18 protein-coding genes are annotated in these 21,387 nt (G+C 72.0%); 13 read left to right on the top strand and 5 right to left on the bottom strand.

The features are described 5' to 3' along the window. Nucleotides 1–15: 15 nt before the first annotated feature. The 3 genes from IE145_RS24250 to IE145_RS24240 form a co-directional block, all read right to left on the bottom strand. On the bottom strand, nucleotides 16–2,892 hold the full coding sequence (locus tag IE145_RS24250; RefSeq protein ID WP_189527557.1) for an ABC transporter substrate-binding protein: 2,877 nt from the start codon (nucleotides 2,890–2,892) through the stop codon (nucleotides 16–18). A gap of 141 nt (nucleotides 2,893–3,033) precedes the next feature. Beyond that, the gene (locus tag IE145_RS24245; RefSeq protein ID WP_189527556.1) at nucleotides 3,034–3,852 is read right to left on the bottom strand and encodes a DUF3097 domain-containing protein; all 819 of its coding nucleotides are present in this window, start codon (nucleotides 3,850–3,852) and stop codon (nucleotides 3,034–3,036) included. 76 nt (nucleotides 3,853–3,928) lie between these two features. Then, nucleotides 3,929–4,660, bottom strand: coding sequence for an MBL fold metallo-hydrolase (locus tag IE145_RS24240; protein ID WP_189527555.1), 732 nt, complete (start codon nucleotides 4,658–4,660; stop codon nucleotides 3,929–3,931). Nucleotides 4,661–4,824: 164 nt separating this feature from the next. Between IE145_RS24240 and hrcA the strand changes: the two genes are divergently transcribed. The 7 genes from hrcA to IE145_RS24205 all read left to right on the top strand — a co-directional run bounded on the left by hrcA (nucleotide 4,825) and on the right by IE145_RS24205 (nucleotide 11,386). Further along, a complete protein-coding gene (gene hrcA, locus IE145_RS24235) occupies nucleotides 4,825–5,841 on the top strand; it encodes a heat-inducible transcriptional repressor HrcA (RefSeq protein WP_010064157.1) in 1,017 nt (338 codons plus the stop codon). Beyond that, the gene (gene dnaJ / locus IE145_RS24230; protein ID WP_006124339.1) at nucleotides 5,842–6,984 is read left to right on the top strand and encodes a molecular chaperone DnaJ; all 1,143 of its coding nucleotides are present in this window, start codon (nucleotides 5,842–5,844) and stop codon (nucleotides 6,982–6,984) included. A 132-nt stretch (nucleotides 6,985–7,116) separates the two neighbouring features. Then, on the top strand, nucleotides 7,117–8,190 hold the full coding sequence (locus IE145_RS24225) for a nitronate monooxygenase (protein ID WP_189527554.1): 1,074 nt from the start codon (nucleotides 7,117–7,119) through the stop codon (nucleotides 8,188–8,190). Next, entirely contained in the window at nucleotides 8,187–8,933 is a 747-nt protein-coding gene (locus IE145_RS24220; protein WP_189527553.1) for a 16S rRNA (uracil(1498)-N(3))-methyltransferase, read from the top strand. Before IE145_RS24225 ends, IE145_RS24220 begins: the two co-directional genes overlap by 4 nt. A gap of 100 nt (nucleotides 8,934–9,033) precedes the next feature. Next, nucleotides 9,034–9,393 carry a histidine triad nucleotide-binding protein gene (locus IE145_RS24215; protein ID WP_189527552.1) on the top strand — a complete coding sequence of 120 codons (360 nt, stop codon included), beginning with the start codon at nucleotides 9,034–9,036 and terminating at the stop codon, nucleotides 9,391–9,393. Between the two features lie 39 nt (nucleotides 9,394–9,432). Next, on the top strand, nucleotides 9,433–10,344 hold the full coding sequence (locus tag IE145_RS24210; RefSeq protein WP_189527551.1) for a ribonuclease Z: 912 nt from the start codon (nucleotides 9,433–9,435) through the stop codon (nucleotides 10,342–10,344). 49 nt (nucleotides 10,345–10,393) lie between these two features. After that, complete coding sequence (locus tag IE145_RS24205; protein WP_189527550.1) at nucleotides 10,394–11,386, top strand: adenosine deaminase; 993 nt, start codon at nucleotides 10,394–10,396, stop codon at nucleotides 11,384–11,386. Here the strand turns inward: IE145_RS24205 and IE145_RS24200 are convergent. Beyond that, entirely contained in the window at nucleotides 11,350–12,705 is a 1,356-nt protein-coding gene (locus tag IE145_RS24200) for an MFS transporter (protein WP_189527549.1), read from the bottom strand. The two genes, IE145_RS24205 and IE145_RS24200, sit on opposite strands and share 37 nt — an antisense overlap. Before the next feature lie 455 nt (nucleotides 12,706–13,160). On the opposite strand from IE145_RS24200, the gene IE145_RS24195 reads away from it, so the two are divergent. The 5 genes from IE145_RS24195 to IE145_RS24175 all read left to right on the top strand — a co-directional run bounded on the left by IE145_RS24195 (nucleotide 13,161) and on the right by IE145_RS24175 (nucleotide 18,788). Then, nucleotides 13,161–14,300: a carbohydrate kinase family protein gene (locus IE145_RS24195; protein ID WP_189527548.1), complete on the top strand. Its 1,140-nt coding sequence runs from the start codon at nucleotides 13,161–13,163 to the stop codon at nucleotides 14,298–14,300. Nucleotides 14,301–14,488: 188 nt separating this feature from the next. Beyond that, complete coding sequence (locus IE145_RS24190) at nucleotides 14,489–16,633, top strand: PhoH family protein (RefSeq protein WP_189527547.1); 2,145 nt, start codon at nucleotides 14,489–14,491, stop codon at nucleotides 16,631–16,633. Nucleotides 16,634–16,645: 12 nt separating this feature from the next. Further along, nucleotides 16,646–17,143, top strand: coding sequence for an rRNA maturation RNase YbeY (gene ybeY, locus IE145_RS24185; RefSeq protein ID WP_006124330.1), 498 nt, complete (start codon nucleotides 16,646–16,648; stop codon nucleotides 17,141–17,143). Continuing rightward, the gene (locus IE145_RS24180) at nucleotides 17,140–18,438 is read left to right on the top strand and encodes a hemolysin family protein (protein WP_189527546.1); all 1,299 of its coding nucleotides are present in this window, start codon (nucleotides 17,140–17,142) and stop codon (nucleotides 18,436–18,438) included. The genes ybeY and IE145_RS24180 overlap by 4 nt, the downstream gene beginning before the upstream one ends. Continuing rightward, entirely contained in the window at nucleotides 18,435–18,788 is a 354-nt protein-coding gene (locus IE145_RS24175) for an MmcQ/YjbR family DNA-binding protein (protein ID WP_189527545.1), read from the top strand. The genes IE145_RS24180 and IE145_RS24175 overlap by 4 nt, the downstream gene beginning before the upstream one ends. Nucleotides 18,789–18,867: 79 nt before the next feature. Here IE145_RS24175 and IE145_RS24170 read toward each other — a convergent pair whose 3' ends face one another. Continuing rightward, the gene (locus tag IE145_RS24170; RefSeq protein ID WP_189527544.1) at nucleotides 18,868–20,304 is read right to left on the bottom strand and encodes an MFS transporter; all 1,437 of its coding nucleotides are present in this window, start codon (nucleotides 20,302–20,304) and stop codon (nucleotides 18,868–18,870) included. A gap of 101 nt (nucleotides 20,305–20,405) precedes the next feature. Here IE145_RS24170 and IE145_RS24165 point away from each other — a divergent pair, with 101 nt between their 5' ends. Next, complete coding sequence (locus IE145_RS24165) at nucleotides 20,406–21,299, top strand: helix-turn-helix transcriptional regulator (RefSeq protein ID WP_189527543.1); 894 nt, start codon at nucleotides 20,406–20,408, stop codon at nucleotides 21,297–21,299. Nucleotides 21,300–21,387: the final 88 nt, after the last annotated feature.

The following is a 21,387-nucleotide window of genomic DNA, read 5'->3' as shown; positions in this document are numbered from 1 at the left end:
CCCGGAGCCCCGCCCTCACGGCTTGCAGTCCCTCGCCGTCAGCGGCGGGGCCACCCCGGCCGGCTTGCCGCACACCAACGTCCGCTCCGCGCTCGGCCCCGGCCGGACCACCTTGACGATGTTCAGGCCGTGCACATTGTCCGAGACCGAGGACCGCGCCCGGTTGAACGAGATCGTCCCCGTCGGCATGTTGTTCAGGTCCACCGTGTGCAGCGTCGCCCACGTCTCCGCCGCGCTCCGCCGCCTGTCGCCGCGCGCCGCCGCGTCGTACAGGGCGGCCGTGGCGCTGTAGGAGATCACCGTCTGCCCGCTCGCGAACAGATCGTCCTCGTACGCCGGACGCCCCGAGACCAGCGCGGTCACCTCGCCCTCCGGGTGCAGCCGCCGCAGCGTGCGGTACGCGTCCCCGTAGAAGCCGAGGTTCTTCCCCCGGTCCAGCGGGGCCAGCGAGGAGTGGTACAGGGTGACGTTGGCCGCGATGGACGTGGAGTCGTCGAATGTCCCCTTCGTCAGATCGTCGCCGGTGAACACCGTCATCCGCCGGTCCGAGCACCCGGTGGTCTCCGACAGACCCCGCATCAGCGTCGGTACGTCCTCGACCCGCCCCGCGAAGTACAGCGCGTCGGGGACCCGCTCCGCCCGGCAGATGGTCGTCAGGGGAGTGTTCAGGCTCGCCCCGCCCGCCAGGTCGTACGTCACGTCCTTCCCCGGTCCGAAACCCGCGTCCTGGAGCATCTTGCGGCCCGCGTCCCGCTGCTCGGCCGTGTACCGGTCCAGGTCCCCGTTGCTGTCCTCGCGCGAGAGCACGATCGCGTGCGGACGGTCGAGGCCCTTCGCGATCTGCCGGGCCACCAGACCCAGCGCGTGTGTCTGCTCCTCGTCCGTCGCCGCGAGACCGAAGTAGTTCGGGTACTCACGGGGCAGGTCGCTGCTGGAGTTCGTCGTGTTCACCAGCGGCAGCCCGGCCTCCCGGAGCAGCTTCGTCGCCCGCTCGCTCTCCTGGGTGTTGCGGCCGAGACCGACCACCCCCACCACCGTCGGATCCCGCCGGGCCACCTCGATGATCTTCCGTACGGCGGTGAGCTGCCGCAGCATGTCCTCACCGCCGTTGGCCGTCAGCACCCGCAGCTTCACCGACCGGCGCACCGTCTTGTTGACCGCCCGCTGCTGGAGGTAGACCCCGGTCAGCTCCTCCAGCCCCTTGCGGGTCGCCTCCGGGTCCTTGCCCGTGGCGGTGAGCGGACCGGCGTACACGACCGTCACATACGCGTCGCCCTCCTCGATGTCGTCGTTCTCCTCGCGGATCGCCTGCTCGATCCGCTCGAACGTGATGCCCTTGCCCGCCCCGTTCAGCTCCAGGTCGTTGCCCTTCGCGAAGAGCACCTCGGGCGCGGTCGCCACGCCGACGCACTCCCGGTCGCCGTCCGGCCCCTGCCAGATCGCGTCCGTGTTCCGGTCGGTCAGCGGCCCGTGGCAGTAGGTGTCCCGCCAGTGCCCCGCCCACAGGAACGCCCCCAGCAGCGAGCCCACGACGGCCACGGCGATCGTCGCCCGCGACATCACCCACCACGCCCAGGTCCGCCGCACCCGGTGGGTGACGAGCTGGGCGTGCGCGTGTTCATGGGTCAGCTTCTCCGTGGACAGCGGCAGCAGCAGCACCCACGCCAGGGTCGCCGCCGCCACCGGCGACTGGCCGAGGCTCAGATCGTCCACCCAGCGCTCGTAACGGGCCCGCGCCCCGGACGAACCGGTCGGTGTCCCCGGACCCGGGCGCTCCGGCGGCAGCGGCGGGGTGTGCCGCATGATCTCGGAGGCCGGCAGCGAGGCGAGCAGCAGCAGCGGATCGACCTCACTGCGCCGCGACCGTACGTTGTTGATCGCGTTGATCAGCAGGATGCCGCCGTTGTCCTGCGTGGCCCGGGGCAGGAACACCACCGGCGGGACCGTGCGCTTGCTGCGCCGCCAGTCCAGCGAGTGCGGGCGGTAGTTGTGCCGCAGATCCTCCAGCAGCGCCTGCACCCGCAGCTCCAGATGGAACTGGCGCGCGTGCTGGTCGCCCGCCCCCGCGTCCGCCACCCGCTCCGCGACCGCCGCCGCCCGCGCCCGGATCACCCGCCACGAACCGCTCGGCGAGAACCACGACCAGCCGTCCGACGGATAGCCCGTGCTGGAGGCGGCCAGCGAGGAGGTGGTGGCGAACCAGCGACTGGCCCGGCGCAGCCACAGCAGCGGCGGCGCGGCCCGGCTCGCCACGCCCACCACGGCGAGCCCGATCAGCGCGGCCGTCGCCACCAGGGCCGTCAGCAGCCAGTCGATCTCCCCGAGCAACACGCTGAGCAGCGCGATGAACAGCGCCCCGACGAACGTCTCGGGCCGCACCGACTGCCGCATCGCGTCCCACCTGGTGCCCCCGCGCGGCCGGCCCGACCGCCAGCGCAACCGGCTCAGCTGCTCCAGGATCCTTTCCTCGCGGACCTCGGAGGTGTTCCCGTCGGACTGCTCTACCACCGTCGCCGTGGCCTGCTCGATCGCCCCGAGCAGCCGGGAGCGCGGAAAGGAGAAGTTCTTGTACTGGGTGTTCTCCCGGGTCTCCCACGGCTTCTCGGAGAGCGTGCGCACCATGTCGAGCGCCGCCTCGTACGGGGTCGCCCCCGCACCGTCCAGCAGCCGCACCGGCACCCGGCGCAACTCATTGGCCCGGTGCACCTGATGCACCAGCTGCTCCACCCGCGCGTCGATCTCCGGCCCGGCCCCGGCGTCCGCCGCCTGCGCCACCACGAGCGGCATCACCGGGCGGTTGACCCGGTACCGGTCGATCAGCTGCTGCATCAGGTGGAAGACGGCCGAGGCCGCCTCGTTGTCCGCACTGTCCCGCCAGACCTCGCGCGCCATCGCCTGTGCCCTTCCCCCGTGAATCGCCGGCCCGTTCGCACCCTCGGTAACCCTCAATAACCGATGGTGCGTGTGGGACGCAGGCATTCATAGAGATCGGTACGTGATCGTCCGGCGCGGGGCGGTCTCAGCCCGGGAACATCAGTCCGGAAGGGTGACGAAGTCGATCAATTCCTCCACCCGGCCCAGCAGTTGGGGTTCCAGGTCCTTGTAGCTCCGGACCTTGGACAGAATGTGCTGCCAGGCCGCCCCGGTGTTCTCCGGCCATCCCAGCGCCCGGCACACTCCCGTCTTCCAGTCCTGGCCCCTCGGCACCACCGGCCAGGCGTCGATCCCCACCGAGGACGGCTTCACCGCCTCCCACACGTCGATGTACGGGTGCCCCACCACCAGCACATGGTCACCGGTCACCCGCTCCGCGATCCGGGACTCCTTGGAGCCGGGCACCAGATGGTCCACCAGCACCCCGAGCCGGGCGTCCGGCCCCGGCCCGAACTCCCCGACGATCGCCGGAAGGTCGTCGACGCCCTCCAGGTACTCCACGACGACGCCCTCGATGCGCAGGTCGTCGCCCCAGACCCGCTCCACCAGCTCCGCGTCGTGCCGGCCCTCCACATAGATCCGCCCGGCCCGCGCCACCCGGGCCCGCGCACCGGGCACCGCCACCGAGCCGGAGGCCGTACGCGTGGGACGCACGGGGCCGCCGGGGCCCGGGCGCACCAGCGTGACGACCTTGCCCTCCAGCAGGAAGCCGCGCGGCTCCATCGGGAACACCCGGTGCTTGCCGAACCGGTCCTCCAGGGTCACCGTCGGCCCCTGGGCGGTCTTCTCGCAGCGGATCACCGCCCCGCAGAAGCCGGTGGCGACCTCCTCCACGACCAGATCGGGTTCGGCGGGCACCTCGGGCACGGGGGCGGACCGCTTCCACGGCGGGGTCAGGTCCGGCTGGTAGCTGCGCATGGCCCGACGATAATCGGCGCGCCGCCGTGAAGAACCTCACGCCGCCGGGAAGATCCCCAGGCCGTCGCGAAGACCCTCACGCCGTCGCGAACCGTTCCGCCAGCGCCGCCCGATGCTTCCGGACGAACGCCGCGTCCACCACCGCCCCGTGCCCCGGTACGTACAGCGCGTCCTCGCCGCCCAGCTCCAGCAGCCGGTCCAGCGCGGCCGGCCAGCGCGCGGGCACCGCGTCCGGGCCGGCCTGCGGCTCGCCCGACTCCTCGACCAGATCGCCGCAGAGCACCACCGGAGGCTCACCGCCGGATCCCGGCACCACCACCGCGAGGTCATGGCTGCTGTGGGCGGGGCCCAGATCGGCCAGCAGCACCCGGCGGCCGCCACCCAGATCGAGCGCCTGCTCCCCGTGCACCTCGTGGCGCGGGGCCACCAGCGTGTCCGCCGACCGGGCCGCCTCGTCCTCGGAGACGCCGTGGCGCACCGCGTCGCCGTACAGCCCCTGCGCCCCGTCCCGCAGCAACGCGGTCAGACCCGCCGAGCCGTACACCCGCACCCCCGCGAACGCCGCCGTGCCCAGCACATGATCGAAATGGGGGTGGCTCAGTGCGATATGCGTCACCCTGCGGCCGAGCAGCGCCTCCGCCTGCCGCCGCAGCTCGACGCCCTCGCGCAGCGTCGAACCCGTGTCGTACAGCAGCACCCCGGCCGCACCGGCGACCAGCGCGACGGTGGCGTCCCAGCCCGGGAGCCGCCGCCGGCCCGCACCGTTGCCCAACCGCTCCCACCCGAAGTCTTCCCAAGCGACGTCCATACCAGGACGCTATCGGCAACGACCTGCGCGGCCCCGTGGTGGGGCGGCCGGTCGCCCTTGCCCAGGCCCCACCCCACCCCCGTACACTGACGACGGGATTGCTGGCACTCGTACGCACCGAGTGCCAGTCGCAGACCGGAGACATACAGCTGGAGGTGTGCGCGATGCTGAGCGAACGCAGACTCGAAGTGCTGCGCGCCATCGTCCAGGACTACGTCGGCACCGAGGAGCCCGTCGGCTCCAAGGCGCTGACCGAGCGGCACCGGCTGGGGGTCTCCCCGGCCACCGTCCGCAACGACATGGCGGTGCTGGAGGACGAGGGATTCATCGCCCAGCCGCACACGAGTGCGGGGCGCATCCCCACCGACAAGGGGTACCGCCTCTTCGTCGACAAGCTCGCGGGCGTCAAGCCGCTGTCCTCACCCGAGCGCCGGGCCATCCAGAACTTCCTCGACGGCGCGGTCGACCTCGACGACGTGGTCGGCCGGACGGTGCGGCTGCTCGCGCAGCTCACCCGGCAGGTCGCCGTCGTGCAGTACCCCTCGCTGACCCGCTCGACGGTGCGGCACGTGGAGCTGCTCTCGCTCGCCCCCGCCCGGCTGATGCTCGTCCTGATCACGGACACCGGCCGGGTCGAACAGCGTATGATCGACTGCCCTGCGCCGTTCGGTGAGACATCGCTCGCGGATCTGCGGGCCCGGCTCAACAGCCGGGTCGTCGGACGCCGCTTCGCGGATGTCCCGCGCCTGGTGCAGGAGCTGCCGGAATCCTTCGACAGCGAGGACCGGGGGACGGTTTCCACGGTTCTTTCCACCCTCCTCGAAACCCTGGTCGAGGAGACGGAGGAGCGGCTGATGATCGGCGGCACCTCCAACCTCACCCGCTTCGGACACGACTTCCCGGTGATGATCCGGCCGGTGCTGGAAGCACTGGAGGAGCAGGTCGTCCTGCTGAAGCTGCTCGGTGAGGCCACGGACTCCGGCATGACCGTACGGATCGGGCACGAGAACGCCCACGAGGGGCTCAACTCCACGTCCGTCGTCGCGGTCGGCTACGGTTCGGGCGACGAGGCAGTCGCCAAACTCGGCGTGGTCGGACCGACCCGCATGGACTACCCCGGAACGATGGGAGCGGTACGCGCAGTGGCACGTTACGTCGGACAGATCCTGGCGGAGTCGTAAGTGGCCACGGACTACTACGCCGTACTCGGCGTGCGCCGCGACGCATCTCAGGACGAGATCAAGAAGGCATTCCGTCGGCTCGCCCGCGAGCTGCACCCGGATGTCAACCCGGACCCGAAGACCCAGGAGCGGTTCAAGGAGATCAACGCCGCCTACGAGGTGCTCTCGGACCCGCAGAAGAAGCAGGTCTACGACCTCGGCGGCGACCCGCTCTCCGCGAACGGCGGAGGCGGCGGCGGTGCGGGCGGTTTCGGAGCCGGCGGCTTCGGCAACTTCTCCGACATCATGGACGCCTTCTTCGGCAACGCCGCCCAGCGCGGGCCCCGTTCGCGGACCCGGCGCGGCCAGGACGCCATGATCCGGCTGGAGATCGACCTCAACGAGGCGGCCTTCGGCACCACCAAGGACATCCAGGTCGACACGGCCGTCGTCTGCAACACGTGCAGCGGCGAGGGCGCGGCCCCCGGCACCTCCGCCCAGACCTGTGACATGTGTCGCGGACGCGGCGAGGTCTCGCAGGTCACCCGGTCCTTCCTGGGCCAGGTCATGACCTCGCGCCCCTGCCCGCAGTGCCAGGGCTTCGGCACCGTCGTGCCGACCCCGTGCCCGGAGTGCGCCGGTGACGGCCGCATCCGCTCGCGGCGCACGCTCACGGTCAAGATCCCCGCGGGCGTCGACAACGGCACCCGGATCCAGCTCGCCGGAGAGGGCGAGGTCGGCCCCGGCGGCGGTCCGCCCGGCGACCTGTACGTCGAGATCCACGAGCTGCCGCACTCCGTCTTCCAGCGGCGCGGCGACGATCTGCACTGCACGGTCACCATCCCCATGACGGCCGCGGCCCTCGGCACCAAGTGCCCGCTGGAGACGCTGGACGGCCTGGAGGAGATCGACATCCGGCCCGGCACCCAGTCCGGCCAGTCCGTGCCCCTGCACGGGCGCGGGATCACGCATCTGCGCGGGGGCGGCCGGGGCGACCTGATCGTCCACGTCGAGGTGATCACCCCGTCCAAGCTCGACCCCGAGCAGGAGCGGCTGCTGCGGGAGCTGGCCAAGCTGCGCGGCGAGGAACGGCCCCTGGGTCAATTCCAGCCAGGTCAGCAGGGCCTCTTCTCCCGTCTGAAGGACGCGTTCAACGGCCGCTGAACCGCTTTTGGCCTTTCACCGCACCGCCCGCCGGTTCTCCACCGGCGGGCGGTGCGGCGTTCGGCGGGAGAACCGGTCAGGCCGTCGGCTGGCTGATTCGGCCCCGTGCACGGGACGTGGCACGATGCGCACATGTCCTCCGAGTTGACCGATCTCTGCCGGTATCCGATCGTGCAGGCCCCCATGGCGGGCGGTGCGTCCGGACCCCAGCTCGCCGCGGCCGTCGCCGAGGCCGGCGGGCTCGGATTCCTGGCCGCCGGGTACAAAACGGCGGACGGGATGTACAACGAGATCAAACAGCTCCGGCGGCTCACCGCCGGCCCGTTCGGCGTCAACCTCTTCATGCCGCAGCCCGCACTCGCCGATCCCAGTGCCGTCGAGGTCTACCGCCACCAGCTCGCCGGCGAGGCCGCCTGGTACGAGACCCCGCTCGGCGACCCGGACAGCAGCGGCGACGACGGCTACGAGGCGAAGGTCGCGATCCTGCTGGACGATCCGGTCCCGGTCGTGTCCTTCACCTTCGGCTGCCCCACCCGCGACACCCTGGACGCCTTCGCCCGCGCGGGGACGCACACCATCGTCACGGTCACCTCCGCCGAGGAGGCCCAGAGCGCCCAGTGGGCGGGTGCCGACACCGTCTGCGTCCAGGGCGTCGAGGCGGGCGGCCACCAGTCCACCCACCGCGACGACCCGCAGCTCGACCAGACCGGCACCGGGCTGCTCTCCCTCCTCGCCCAGGTCCGCGAGACCGTGCAGATCCCGGTCGTCGCCACCGGCGGCCTGATGCGCGGTGCCCAGATCGCCGCCGTCCTCGCGGCGGGCGCGGACGCCGCCCAGCTCGGCACCGCCTTCCTGGTCTGCCCCGAGTCCGGCGCGCACCTGCTGCACAAGCAGGCCCTGACCAACCCCCTGTTCGTCCGCACCGAGCTGACCCGCGCCTTCTCCGGGCGGCCCGCCCGCGGCCTGGTCAACCGCTTCATCCGCGAACACGGCCCGTACGCCCCCGCCGCCTACCCCCAGGTCCACTACGTCACCAGCGGGCTGCGCCGGGCCGCCGCCAAGGCCGGGGACGCCCAGGGCATGGCCCTGTGGGCCGGACAGGGCCACCGGATGGCCCGCGAACTGCCCGCGGGCGAGCTGATCGAGCTGCTCGCCGCCGAACTGGAGGCCGCCCGGGCGGCCCTGAGCATGAGGAGCCCCCGGTGACCGCACCGGTCTTCGTCGTCGAACGGATGCCCACCGGGCCGGAGTTCGTCCTGGACGGCCCCGAAGGACGGCACGCCGTCTCCGTCAAGCGCCTCCAGCCCGGCGAGGACGTCGTCCTCACCGACGGACTCGGCCACTGGGCCGAGGGCGTGGTCCGCGCCGCCGAGGGCAAGGACCGGCTGACGGTCGCCTTCCCCGCGGGCGTCCAGGAGGAGCCGCGGCCCACGCCCCGGATCACCGTCGTCCAGGCGCTCCCCAAGGGCGACCGGGGCGAGCTGGCCGTCGAGACGATGACCGAGACCGGCGTCGACGCGATCGTCCCCTGGCAGGCCGCCCGCTGCATCACGCAGTGGAAGGGCGACCGGGGCGCGAAGGCCCTGACGAAGTGGCGCAGCACGGCCCGCGAGGCGGGCAAGCAGTCCCGCCGGGTGCGCTTCCCCGAGGTGGCCGACGCCATGACGACCAAGCAGGTCGCGGCCCTGCTCGCCGAAGCCGACTTCGCGGGCGTCCTCCACGAGGACCGCGACCACGACAGCACCCCGCTCGCCACCGCCGGACTCCCGGCCGAGGGCTCGATCGTGCTCGTCGTCGGCCCCGAGGGCGGCGTCTCCCCGCAGGAACTGGCCGCCTTCGCCGAGGCGGGCGCCCGCCCCTACCGGCTCGGCCGCAGCGTGCTGCGTACGTCCACGGCGGGAACGGCCGCGACGGCTTTGCTGCTGGGACGCACCGGCCGCTGGGGCTGAGCCGCTGCCGTCCGGCCGCCCTTCGGGCGACGACGGGAATTTGACGACAGGCCCTAGCATGAGCCGTACTGATCATCAGCGAATGAGGAGGCCCGGCGCCATGGCGGGAGAGCCGCAGACCGACTGCCTGTTCTGCAAGATCGTCTCGGGAGACATCCCGGCGACCATCGTCCGCGAGAGCGCGACCACCGTCGCCTTCCGCGACATCAACCCGCAGGCCCCGACCCACGTCCTGGTCATCCCCAAGGTCCACTACCCGGACGCCGCCTCCCTCGCCGCCGCCGAACCGCAGATCGCCGCCGACGTGCTGACCGAGGCCGGAGCGGTCGCCGCGGACGAGAAGATCGACTCCACCGGCTACCGGACCATCTTCAACACCGGCTCCGGCGCGGGCCAGACCGTCTTCCACGCGCACGCCCACGTCCTGGGCGGCCGCGGCCTCCAGTGGCCCCCCGGATAAACCTTCTTCCCGTAGAGCACAGCGCAGGAGCGTTTCCCCATGTCCGTACGCGAGCTGGTGGTGCTCGGCACCGCCAGCCAGGTCCCCACCCGCCACCGCAACCACAACGGCTATCTGCTGCGCTGGGACGGCGAGGGCATCCTCTTCGACCCCGGTGAGGGCACCCAGCGCCAGATGCTGCGGGCCGGGGTCGCCGCGCACGACATCCACCGGATCTGCGTCACCCACTTCCACGGCGACCACTCCCTCGGGCTCGCCGGGGTGATCCAGCGCATCAACCTCGACCAGGTGCCGCACCCGGTGACCGCCCACTACCCGGCGAGCGGGCAGCACTTCTTCGACCGGCTGCGGTACGCCACCGCCTACCGCGAGACCGTCGAGCTGGACCGGGTGCCGGTCGCCGGGGGCGGCGGAATCCTCGCCACCACCGCCGCGTACACCCTGGACAGCGAGAAGCTCTCGCACCCCGTCGAGTCGTACGGCTACCGCCTCACCGAGCCCGACACCCGCCGCATGCTGCCCGCCCTGCTCAAGGAGCACGGCATCGCCGGACCCGACGTGGGCCGCCTCCAGCGCGCGGGCTCCCTCGGCGGCGTCACCCTGGAGCAGGTCTCCGAGCACCGGCGCGGGCAGCGGTTCGCGTTCGTCATGGACACCCGCCTCTGCGACGGGGTGTACGCGCTCGCCGAGGGCTGCGACATGCTCGTCATCGAGTCGACCTTCCTCGACGAGGACGAGAAGCTGGCCGTCGACCACGGCCACCTGACCGCCGGACAGGCCGCCCGGGTCGCGAAGGAGGCGGGCGTCCGCCACCTCGTACTGACCCACTTCTCCCAGCGCTACAACGACCCGGAGCTCTTCGAGACCCAGGCCCGCGCCGCCGGCTTCGACGGCGAACTCACCGTCGCCCAGGACCTCATCCGCGTCCCGGTCCCCACCCGGCACCACTGACCCCACCAGCACCACCGCTGAGAACCCCCACCCCCGTCTGCGAGACACCGTGCACCTCCCCAAGGCAGAACTCCACCTCCACATCGAAGGCACCCTCGAACCCGAACTGGCCTTCGCCCTCGCGGAACGCAACGGGGTGGCCCTGCCGTACGCCACCACCGACGAACTGCGCGCCGCCTACGAGTTCGACGACCTCCAGTCCTTCCTGGACCTCTACTACGCGCTGATGGCCGTCCTGCGCACCGAGGACGACTTCACCGAACTCGCCGACGCCTACCTCGCCCGCGCCGCCGCCCAGGGGGTCCGGCACGCCGAGATCTTCTTCGACCCGCAGGCCCACACCGCCCGGGGCGTCCCCATCGGCACGGTCATCGAAGGGCTCGGCCGCGCCCTGGAGCGCAGCGAGGAGACCCATGGCGTCTCCACCCAGCTCATCCTGTGTTTCCTGCGCGACCTGTCCGCCGAATCGGCCCTCGGCACCCTCGACGCCGCCAAGCCCTATCTGCACCGGATCAGCGCCATCGGCCTGGACTCCGCCGAGGTCGGCCACCCGCCCGCCAAGTTCCGCGCGGTGTACGAGGCGGCCACCGCGCTCGGCCTGCGCAAGGTGGCCCACGCGGGGGAGGAGGGCCCGCCGGAGTACATCCGGGAGGCCCTGGACATCCTCGGCGTCGAGCGCGTCGACCACGGGCTGCGCTGCATGGAGGACCCGGAGCTGGTGGCGCGCCTGGTCGCCGACCGGGTGCCGCTCACGCTCTGCCCGCTCTCCAACGTGAGGCTGCGGACGGTCGACAGGCTCGCCGACCACCCGCTGCCCGCGATGCTCGCCGCCGGACTGCACTGCACCGTCAACTCCGACGACCCCGCCTACTTCGGCGGGTACGCCGGAGACAACTTCGACGCCGTCCGCGACGCGCTCGCCCTGGGCCCGGAGCAACTGCGCACCCTGGCCCGCAACTCCTTCGAGGCGGCCTTCCTCGACCACGACGAGGAGCGCCGGGCGCGCTACCTGTCCGAGGTCGAGGCGTACGCGTTCGACTGACCGGAACCACCGTCCGGACCGGCCGTCCGGATCGCGCTGCGCACCAGCCGCCTGCGCCGTATGCGCAGTTCCGTGACGGCCTGCTCCGGTGAGCCGAGCTTCGGCACCGCGCCGGACAGACCGCCGCCGGTCGTGGCGGCGAGCAGCGCGGCCGGGGCGCCACCGCGACGCCGTACCGAACCGGGCACCAGCGGACGGCCACCGGTGTGCAGCGCCACGGCGGTCACCGGGGCGGCGACCAGCAGGGTGGCCGCCCCCAGGATCAGCCCCATCGCCGGATAGCCGGCTTCCTCGGAGAGCACGCTCCCCAGCAGCGGGCCGCAGGCCACCCCCACCGAGGAGGCCGAGCCCGCCAGCACCGCCCACCGGCCGCGTACGTCCAGGGAGGCGGCCAGACCGATCAGGTAGGAGAGGACCACCGGATAGACGGTGTTCCACATGATCTCGCCGGTCGCGAACGAGCCGAGGTCCCGGGCCGAGGAGCTGAGCACGATGCTCGCGGCGATGACCACGGTGCCGAGCCCGATCGGCACCGCCCGGCCGAGCCGGGCGCCGAGCAGCCCGGCGCCCGTCACCCCGAGCAGCCCCGCACCGAGCGCGGCGGCGAACACCGCGCCGACGGTGACCTCGGACAGCCCCGCCTGGTCGAGGCCGATGCGGCTGCTCACGCCCCACAGCGCGTTCTGCGCCATGGACCAGATGAGCATGCCGCCCGCCAGGACGAGCCCGGAGCGGCGGTGCGGCAGCCGGCCGGTGACCGGGGAGCTGGTCTCCTCCGCCGTCCGGACGCCGTCGAGCCGGGCGGTCGCGGGCCAGACGAGCAGGGCGACCAGGGCGATCGCGGCGAACGGGAGCCGGTGGCCGCCGCCGAGGTGAGGGATCGTCAGGTAGAGGACGCCTGCGGTGGCGGAGACGGTGAGCAGGCCGAGCGAGGACGTCCGGTGCGGGTCGCGCCGGGCGGCGATCCCGGACGCCGCGACCGCCGTCGCCGTGCCCGAGCCGAAGCCGCCGACCGTCACACCGAGCACCACCAGCGGTACGGACCCGGTGAGCGCGGCACAGCCGTAGCCGACGGCGGCCAGCACCAGTCCGGCGCGGGCGGGGGTACGGGCCCCGAACCGCTCGACCCGGCCCGCCAGGGCGAAGCCGGCGCCGGCCGAGCTGAGGAGCAGGGCGCTGCCGACCAGACCGGCCTGGGCGGGGCTCAGCCCGAGATGGGCGCTCAGCCGGCCGACGACGGTGGGCAGCAGATAGGAGGCGAGGTAACCGGCGGTGAACACGGCCACCAGGGGCCACGCGGCACCAGGGCGCGAGGACATGGGCGTTCCTGAAGACATGCCTGAGCAGGCGGGGGGAGGGGAAAGGGGTACGGCGAAAGGGCAAGGCGGTACTGCGGCAGGGCAAGGGGGTGCTGCGCAAGGGCGAGAGGGGGTGAGGCAGGAAGGGGTACTGCGAGAAGGCATGGGGGTGCTGCGGGAGATATGGCGCTATGCCAGGAGATCGCGGCTCTCGTCGGACAACGTCCCCGAAGGTGCTCGCGGGGCAATTTGTATCAAGCGCTTCCGGCTCCCCGAAAGCCGCCCTGATGTGATCTAGGTCACTTATGCGTTTATGCAATCGAACCCCGGGTAATAGCGCATGTTTATGCAGGTCAGGCGTGCTGCGAACACATGGGCGCGGACACTGCGTTCCCCTCCGCCGATCGGGCAGACTGACCGCACCTCACACGGTCCGGATCCCGCCACGATCCGCCGCACGACCCCGGGAGCGCACGGTGAGCACAGACACTCCGGGCATCGACCCGCTGGAGGCGCTGCGCGCCCCGCGCGACCCCGCCTGCGACGTCTTCCTGACGGGCCCGGTCTTCCTCGACATCATCTTCACGGGCCTCGACAGCGCCCCCGTGCGCGGCACCGAGTCCTGGGCCCGGGGGATGGGCTCCAGCCCCGGCGGCGTCGCCAACATGGCCACCGCCCTCGCCCGCCTGGGCCTGCGCACCTCCCTCGCCGCCGCCTTCGGGGACGACCACTACGGGGAGTACTGCTGGGACGCGCTGGAGCAGGGGGAGGGCATCGACCTGTCCATGTCGCACACCGTCCCCGGCTGGCACTCCCCGGTCACCGTCTCCATGGCGTACGAGGGCGAGCGCACGATGGTCTCGCACGGCCACGAGGCCCCCGCCCCGGCCGGAACCGGAACCGGGACGGCGGCCACCGGAACCGGAACCTCCACCGGAGCCGCCCCGGTCTTCCCGCAGTGTCCGCCGCGCGCCCGCGCCGCCGTCGCCTCGCTCGCCCCGGGCCGGAGCGAGCCCTGGGTGGCCACCGCCGCCCGGGACGGCGCACTGGTCTTCGGCGACGTCGGGTGGGACGAGACCGGCCGCTGGGACCTGGACGCCCTGCCCGACCTGGCGCACTGCGAGGCGTTCCTGCCCAACGCGCAGGAGGCGATGCGCTACACCCGCACCGACTGCCCGCGCGCCGCCGCGCACGCGCTCGCCGAACGCGTCCCGCTCGCCGTGGTCACCCTGGGCGCGGAGGGTGCGTACGCCGTGGACGGCCGCACCGGCACCGCCGCGGCGGTGCCCGCCATCGAGGTGGAGGCGCTCGACCCGACCGGGGCGGGGGACGTCTTCGTCGCCGGTTTCGTGACCGGCACCCTGGCCGACTGGCCGCTCGCCGACCGGCTCGCCTTCGCCGGGCTCACCGCCGCCCTCTCGGTCCAGGAGTTCGGCGGCTCGCTCTCCGCCCCCGGCTGGGCCGAGATCGCCGCCTGGTGGCAGCTGATCCGCACCTGCGACCGCCAGGACCCGGCCGCCCTGGAGCGCTACGCCTTCCTGGACGACCTGCTGCCCGCCACGGCCCGCGCCTGGCCGCTGCGGCGCGCGGTGCCCACGATCGGCTTCCGCCAGTGAGCGGCGGCGGCCGGGCCGCACATGGGGGCGCCCGGCGGGTCGTGTGCGGGGCGCCGGGCCGGGTCGCACACACGGCCGGTAAAACCTCTCGGCGTTGTCACTGCTAGGTCGTAGGCTTGGTAATCCAGAGGTTGTCGAGCAGCGAGAACCCTGCAACGGGAGGTATGCGCAGGCCATAGGGCCGGCCCATGACTCAGTCACCCACACAGCCGCAGGCGCGTGCCCAGATCAGGATCCCGGCCGCACACCCCATGGTGATGCTCCTCGGATCGGGCGACTCGCTGTTGCGCGTGATCGAAGAGGCCTTCCCGGCGGCCGACATCCATGTCCGGGGCAACGAGATCAGTGCCACGGGCGAGGCCGCGGACGTCGCTCTCATCCAACGCCTGTTCGACGAGATGATGCTCGTGCTCCGCACCGGAGCGCCGATGACGGAGGACGCAGTGGAACGGTCGATCGCCATGCTCAGGGCGGCCGGCAACGGACAGGGAGACCCCCAGGGCGAGACGCCCGCCGAGGTGCTCACACAGAACATCCTCTCCAACCGCGGCCGCACCATCCGCCCCAAGACGCTCAACCAGAAGCGGTACGTGGACGCGATCGACGAGCACACGATCGTGTTCGGCATCGGTCCCGCCGGTACGGGCAAGACCTACCTCGCCATGGCCAAGGCGGTCCAGGCCCTGCAGTCCAAGCAGGTCAGCAGGATCATCCTGACCCGGCCCGCGGTCGAGGCGGGGGAGCGGCTGGGCTTCCTGCCGGGCACCCTGTTCGACAAGATCGACCCGTATCTGCGCCCGCTCTACGACGCGCTGCATGACATGCTCGACCCCGACTCGATCCCGCGGCTGATGGCGGCGGGCACGATCGAGGTCGCGCCGCTGGCGTACATGAGGGGTCGCGCTCAGCCTGTCTTCACCAACGTGCTGACCCCCGACGGCTGGCGGCCCATCGGCAGCCTTGAGGTCGGTGACCTCGTCATCGGCTCCAACGGCGAGCCGACTCCCGTCCTTGGGGTGTACCCGCAGGGCGAGAAGGACATCTACCGCGTCAGCGCTCAGGACGGCTCCTGGACGCTGTGCTGTGGCGAGCACCTGTGGACGGTGCGGACCGCCTCGGACCGCCGCCGCGACAAGCCGTGGCGAGTCCTGGAGACCAAGGAGATGATCGGCAACCTCCGGGCGGCGCACGCGCGCCGTTACGAGCTGCCGATGCTGACCGCGCCGGTCAGCTTCCCGGAGCGCGAGGTCCCCATGGACCCGTACGCACTGGGCCTCCTGCTCGGCGACGGCTGCCTCACCGGCTCCACCACACCGTCGTTCTCCACTGAGGATCAGGAGCTTGCCGAAGCCTTGGAGGCAGTGCTCACGGGCGTGACCCTCCGGCACAGGGGCGGGCCGGACTACGTGCTGAACCGCACCAAGGCGCCGGGCGATGTGGTGACTCCGGAGAACCCGGTCACCGCGATCCTGCGGCAGCTGGATCTCCTCGGATCCCGGTCCCACTCGAAGTTCGTTCCGGACGACTATCTGCACAACTCCGCCGAGGGCCGCCTCGGAGTGCTCCAGGGGCTCCTGGATGCGGATGGCGGTCCGGTCACGCAGTCGGACCGTACCTGCCGAGTCCAGTACACGACCTCTTCGATCGTCCTGCGCGACGACGTGATCGCACTGGTCCAGTCGCTCGGCGGAGTCGCCTACACGCGCCGCCGACCTGCGGCAGGCCGGGCACCCGGCCTGGCCAAGGGCAGGCCGGTTCACCACCGCTACGACGCCCACATCGTCGACATCCGCCTCCCCGAAGGCATCGAGCCCTTCCGCCTCACTCGCAAGGCCGAGAAATACCACGCGGCCGGAGGCGGCGGGCGTCCGATGAGGTTCATCGACAGCATCGAGCCCGCCGGACGCGAAGAGGCGGTCTGCATCCAGGTGGCGGCCGAGGACTCGCTGTACGTCACGCAGGACTACCTGCTGACGCACAACACGCTCAACGACGCGTTCATCATCCTCGACGAGGCGCAGAACACCAGCGCCGAGCAGATGAAGATGTTCCTCACCCGCCTCGGCTTCGACTCCAAGATCGTCATCACCGGTGACATCACCCAGGTCGACCTGCCGAGCGGCACCAAGAGCGGGCTGCGGCAGGTCCAGGAGATCCTGGAGGGCGTGGAGGACGTGCACTTCTCCCGCCTCACCTCGCAGGATGTCGTCCGGCACAAGCTCGTCGGCCGTATCGTCGACGCGTACGAGAAGTACGACAGCCGAAACGGTCGGCAGGACGATCGGGCGGAAGGCCGCCCGGACGGCCGGCGCGACCGCCGAAAAGGGAAGTAGCCGCAGCGCACCATGTCGATCGACGTCAACAACGAGTCCGGAACCGAGGTCGACGAGCAGGCGATCCTCGACATCGCCCGCTACGCACTGGCCCGGATGCGGATCCACCCGCTGTCCGAGCTCTCGGTGATCGTGGTGGACACCGACGCCATGGAGCAGCTGCACATCCAGTGGATGGACCTCCCCGGTCCGACCGACGTCATGTCCTTCCCGATGGACGAGCTGCGTCCGCCGGCCAAGGACGACGAGGAGCCCCCGCAGGGGCTCCTCGGTGACATCGTGCTCTGCCCGGAGGTCGCGAAGAAGCAGGGCGAAGAGGCACCGACGCAGCACTCCATGGACGAGGAGCTCCAGCTCCTGACCGTCCACGGGGTGCTGCACCTGCTGGGGTACGACCACGAGGAGCCGGACGAGAAGGCCGAGATGTTCGGTCTCCAGGCCGCCATCGTGGACGGCTGGCGCGGCGAGCGCGGGCTCACCGGCGCGTCCCCCGCTCCCACCGTCTCGTGAGTACCCCGTTGATCGTCGGCGCCGTTCTGCTGGTCATGGTCGGCTGGCTGGCCGCCTGTGCCGAGGCCGGTATCGCCCGTACCTCCAGCTTCCGGGCGGACGAGGCGGTCCGGTCCGGCCGGCGCGGGAGCGCGAAGCTCGCGCAGATCGCGGCCGACCCGACCCGCTATCTCAACGTCGCCCTGCTGGTGCGGGTCGCCTGCGAGATGTCGGCCGGGGTCCTCGTCACCTACGTCTGCCTCCAGGAGTTCCCCGAGACCTGGGAGGCGCTGGCCGTCGCCATGGGCGTGATGGTCCTCGTCTCCTACGTCGCCATCGGCGTCTCCCCGCGCACCATCGGCCGCCAGCACCCGCTGAACACGGCCACGGCCTCGGCGTACGTCCTGCTGCCGCTGGCCAGGATCATGGGCCCGATCCCGCAGCTCCTGATCCTCGTCGGCAACGCGCTCACCCCCGGCAAGGGGTTCCGCAAGGGCCCGTTCGCCAGCGAGGCCGAGCTGCGCGCGATGGTCGACCTCGCCGAGGCGGAGTCGCTGATCGAGGACGACGAGCGCCGCATGGTGCACTCCGTCTTCGAACTGGGCGACACCCTGGTCCGCGAGGTCATGGTGCCGCGCACCGACCTCGTCTCCATCGAGCGCTACAAGACGATCCGCCAGGCCCTCACCCTCGCCCTGCGCTCCGGCTTCTCCCGGATACCGGTCACCGGCGAGAACGAGGACGACGTCGTCGGGATCGTCTATCTCAAGGACCTCGTCCGCAAGACGCACATCAACCGCGAGTCCGAGGCTGACCCCGTCTCCACCGCGATGCGCCCCGCCGCCTTCGTCCCCGACACCAAGAACGCCGGGGACCTGCTGCGCGAGATGCAGCAGGACCGCAGCCACGTCGCGGTCGTCATCGACGAGTACGGCGGCACCGCGGGCATCGTCACCATCGAGGACATCCTGGAGGAGATCGTCGGCGAGATCACCGACGAGTACGACCGCGAGCTGCCGCCCGTCCAGGAGCTGGAGAACGGCTGCTACCGGGTCACCGCCCGCCTCGACATCGGGGACCTCGGCGACCTCTTCGGGCTCGACGAGTACGACGACGAGGACGTGGAGACCGTCGGCGGACTGCTCGCCAAGGCGCTCGGCCGGGTCCCGATCGCCGGTGCCTCCGCCGTCGTCGAACTGCCGGACCAGCGCCGGATCCGGCTCACCGCGGAGTCCCCGGCCGGCCGCCGGAACAAGATCGTCACGGTGCTCGTGGAGCCCGAGCACCAGGCACCCGAGGAGACGGAAGCGGAATGACGCCGGAGCGGCTGAGGGCCTTCTGCCTGGAGTTCAACGCGAGCGTGGAGGAGTTCCCGTTCGTACCGGAGACCTCGGTCTTCAAGGTGCTCGGCAAGATGTTCGCCCTCACCGCGCTGGACGCCCGCCCGCTCACGGTCAACCTCAAGTGCGACCCCGACGAGGCGATCCGGCTCCGTGAGACGCACACCGCGATCGTGCCCGGCTGGCACATGAGCAAGCGGCACTGGAACACCGTCACCGTCTCCGGCGTCCCGGACCGGCTGCTGCGCGAGATGATCGAGGACTCCTACGACCTGGTGGTCGCCGGACTCCCCAAAGCGGAACGACTCCGCCTGGACCGGCCCTAGGTGTACTGACCGCAGACGTACGAGGACGGGCCCGCTCCTCCCCCGTGGGGAGCGGGCCCGTCCGGTCGATGGCCGGGAGTCATCCCCGGCGCAGCCCCGTCGCCACCAGCGCGCCCGCCGCCAGCAGGATCGCCGCGGCGACCGCCACCACCGTCCGTACGCCTGCGAACAGCGACTCCTGCGTGGTCGCCAGCACCCCCAGCAGCGGGATGCCGACCGTCAGGCCCACCTGCTGGGTCGTCGTGACCAGACCGGTGGCCAGACCCTGCTCCTCGTCCGGGACACCGGACGTCACGGTCAGCCCGTACGCGATGATCGCGCCGAGATGGCACATGCTCGCCAGCGACACCGCCACCGTCGCCAGCCACACCCCCGACTCCGTGCCCAGGCCCAGCAGCACGCCGATGAACAGCCCCTGGCCGAGCAGGGAGAGGGCCAGCGTCCGGCGGGCGCCGATCCGGCCGATCACCCTCGGCGCGAACAAGCCCGCCACCACCGACAGCAGCCCCTGGGCCCCGAAGACCAGCCCGGTGGCGAAGGGGGAGAGGTCCAGGACCTCCTGGAGGTACAGGGTCAGGACGAAGACGACCGTGCTCATCATCGAGAAGGTCATCAGACCGCCCAGGTTGCCGAACGCCACCGTCCGCCGCCGCAGCATCGGCAGCGACACCAGCGGCGCCGCCGTCCGGGACTCCACCACGACGAACGCGCCGAGCAGCACGATCCCCAGGACCAGCGTCACCACCACGTCCGCACCGCCGAAGCCGCGCTCCGCCGCCGTGGTCAGGGCATAGATCAACGCCAGCAGACCACCGGTGACGCTCACCGCGCCCGGCACGTCCAGCCGCGGCCGGTCCGCCGTCCGCGACTCCTCCAACGCCCTCGGCGCCACCGCCAGCACCCCGAGCGACGCCACCGCCAGCAGGCCCATCGTCGAGCGCCAGCCCAGGGTGTCCGTCAGGACGCCGCCCGCGACCATCCCCACGGTGAAGCCCAGGGACAGCAGCGTCCCGCTGATCCCGAGCGCCCGGTCACGCAGCGGCCCCTCCGGGAACGTCGTCGTCAGCAGGGACATCCCGGTCGGCACGATGACCGCCGCGCCCAGCCCCTGGAGCGCCCGCCCCGCGAGGAAGGAGGCGGGGTCCCAGGCCAGCGTCGCCAGCAGGGACGCGGCGCCGAACAGGGCGAGCCCCGCGAGGAACAGCCGACGCCGCCCGTACAGATCGGCGATCCTCCCGAACAGCAGCAGGAAGCCCCCCGACGGCAGCGCGAACGCGGTCACCGCCCACTGGAGCCCCGTGGTGCTCAGCCCTAGGTCCCTGCCGAGCACCGGCAGCGCCACGTTCAGTACGGAGAAGTCGAGGGCCACCATGAACTGGGCGGCGCACAGCACGAAGAGGACCAGCCGGGCCCGGCCCGACAGCCGGGGCGGCACGGGCGTCACCGCCAAGGCGGCAGGAGCAGCGGGAGCGGAGGAAGCGGAGGAAGTAGAGGTGGGAGGGGTTTCGATCGCCATGCGTCCCACCCTCCGGCGGCCGGAACATCCGTGGGGAGCGGGAACTTATCCTGGTGCCCGCACCACCAGGCAGACGCACGCACGGACACCAGGGGGAGTACGTGGCCACACCGGCCCAGCAGGCGACGGACGACACGAAAGCCCACCGCCTCGCCGAACTGCGGGAGTTCCTCCGCAGCCGCCGGGCCCGCGTCACCCCCGACGAGGCGGGCCTGCCGGGCGGCGCCCGCCGCCGCACCCCGGGCCTGCGCCGCGAGGAGGTCGCCGTCCTCGCCGGGGTGGGTGTCTCCTGGTACCAGTGGCTGGAGCAGGGCCGCGACATCACCGTCTCCCCGCAGGTGCTGGACTCCGTCGCCCGCGTCCTGCGCCTGAGCAGCGCCGAGCGCCGCCATCTGTACGTCCTGGCCGGGCTGAACGCGCCCCCGCCCGAGGTCGATCCGGCGCACGCCGACATGTGCGAGGGGCTGACCCGGCTCATCGACGCCTGGATGCCGTACCCGGCCCACATCATGGACCGGTACTGGAACACCGTCCTGTACAACGACGCGGCCGCCGCGGTCCTCGGTATGCGCCCGGACATCCGGCAGAACTGCCTGATCGCCTTCTTCACCGACCCCGTCTACCGCTCCCGCACCGGAGCGGGCTGGGACGCGCTCGCCCCGCAGGTGGTGGCCCAGTTCCGGGCGGCCTGCTCGGAGGCGCCGGAGGACGACGGGTTCCGGGTGATCGTCGAGGAGGCCAGGGCGGCGAGTCCGCTCTTCGCCGAGCTGTGGGAGCGGCACGACATCGCCCCCGCCGGCCAGAACCGCAAGGAGGTCGAGCACCCGCTCGCCGGCCGCCTGTCCCTGGAGGCCACCCAACTGCGGGTGCCCGCCCGGCCGGACCTGGTGATCGTGCTGCACACCCCGCTGCCCGGCACCGGCTGCGAGGCCAGGCTCCAGTGGCTCGCCTCGCCCGAGGGCCGGCGGGGCTCGATGTATCCGGTGCCGGGCTGAGCCGGGGCGCGGCACTCCCCGGCGCGACCGGTGCCGGGGTGAGCGCCGTGCCCCGTGCGGGGCGACCCGCTCGGCCGGCCCGCCGACC

It is taken from the genome of Streptomyces sindenensis (assembly GCF_014649035.1).
In the GTDB taxonomy this organism is placed as follows: Bacteria; Actinomycetota; Actinomycetes; order Streptomycetales; family Streptomycetaceae; genus Streptomyces; species Streptomyces sindenensis.
This window is presented reverse-complemented; position numbering and strand designations above follow the sequence as displayed.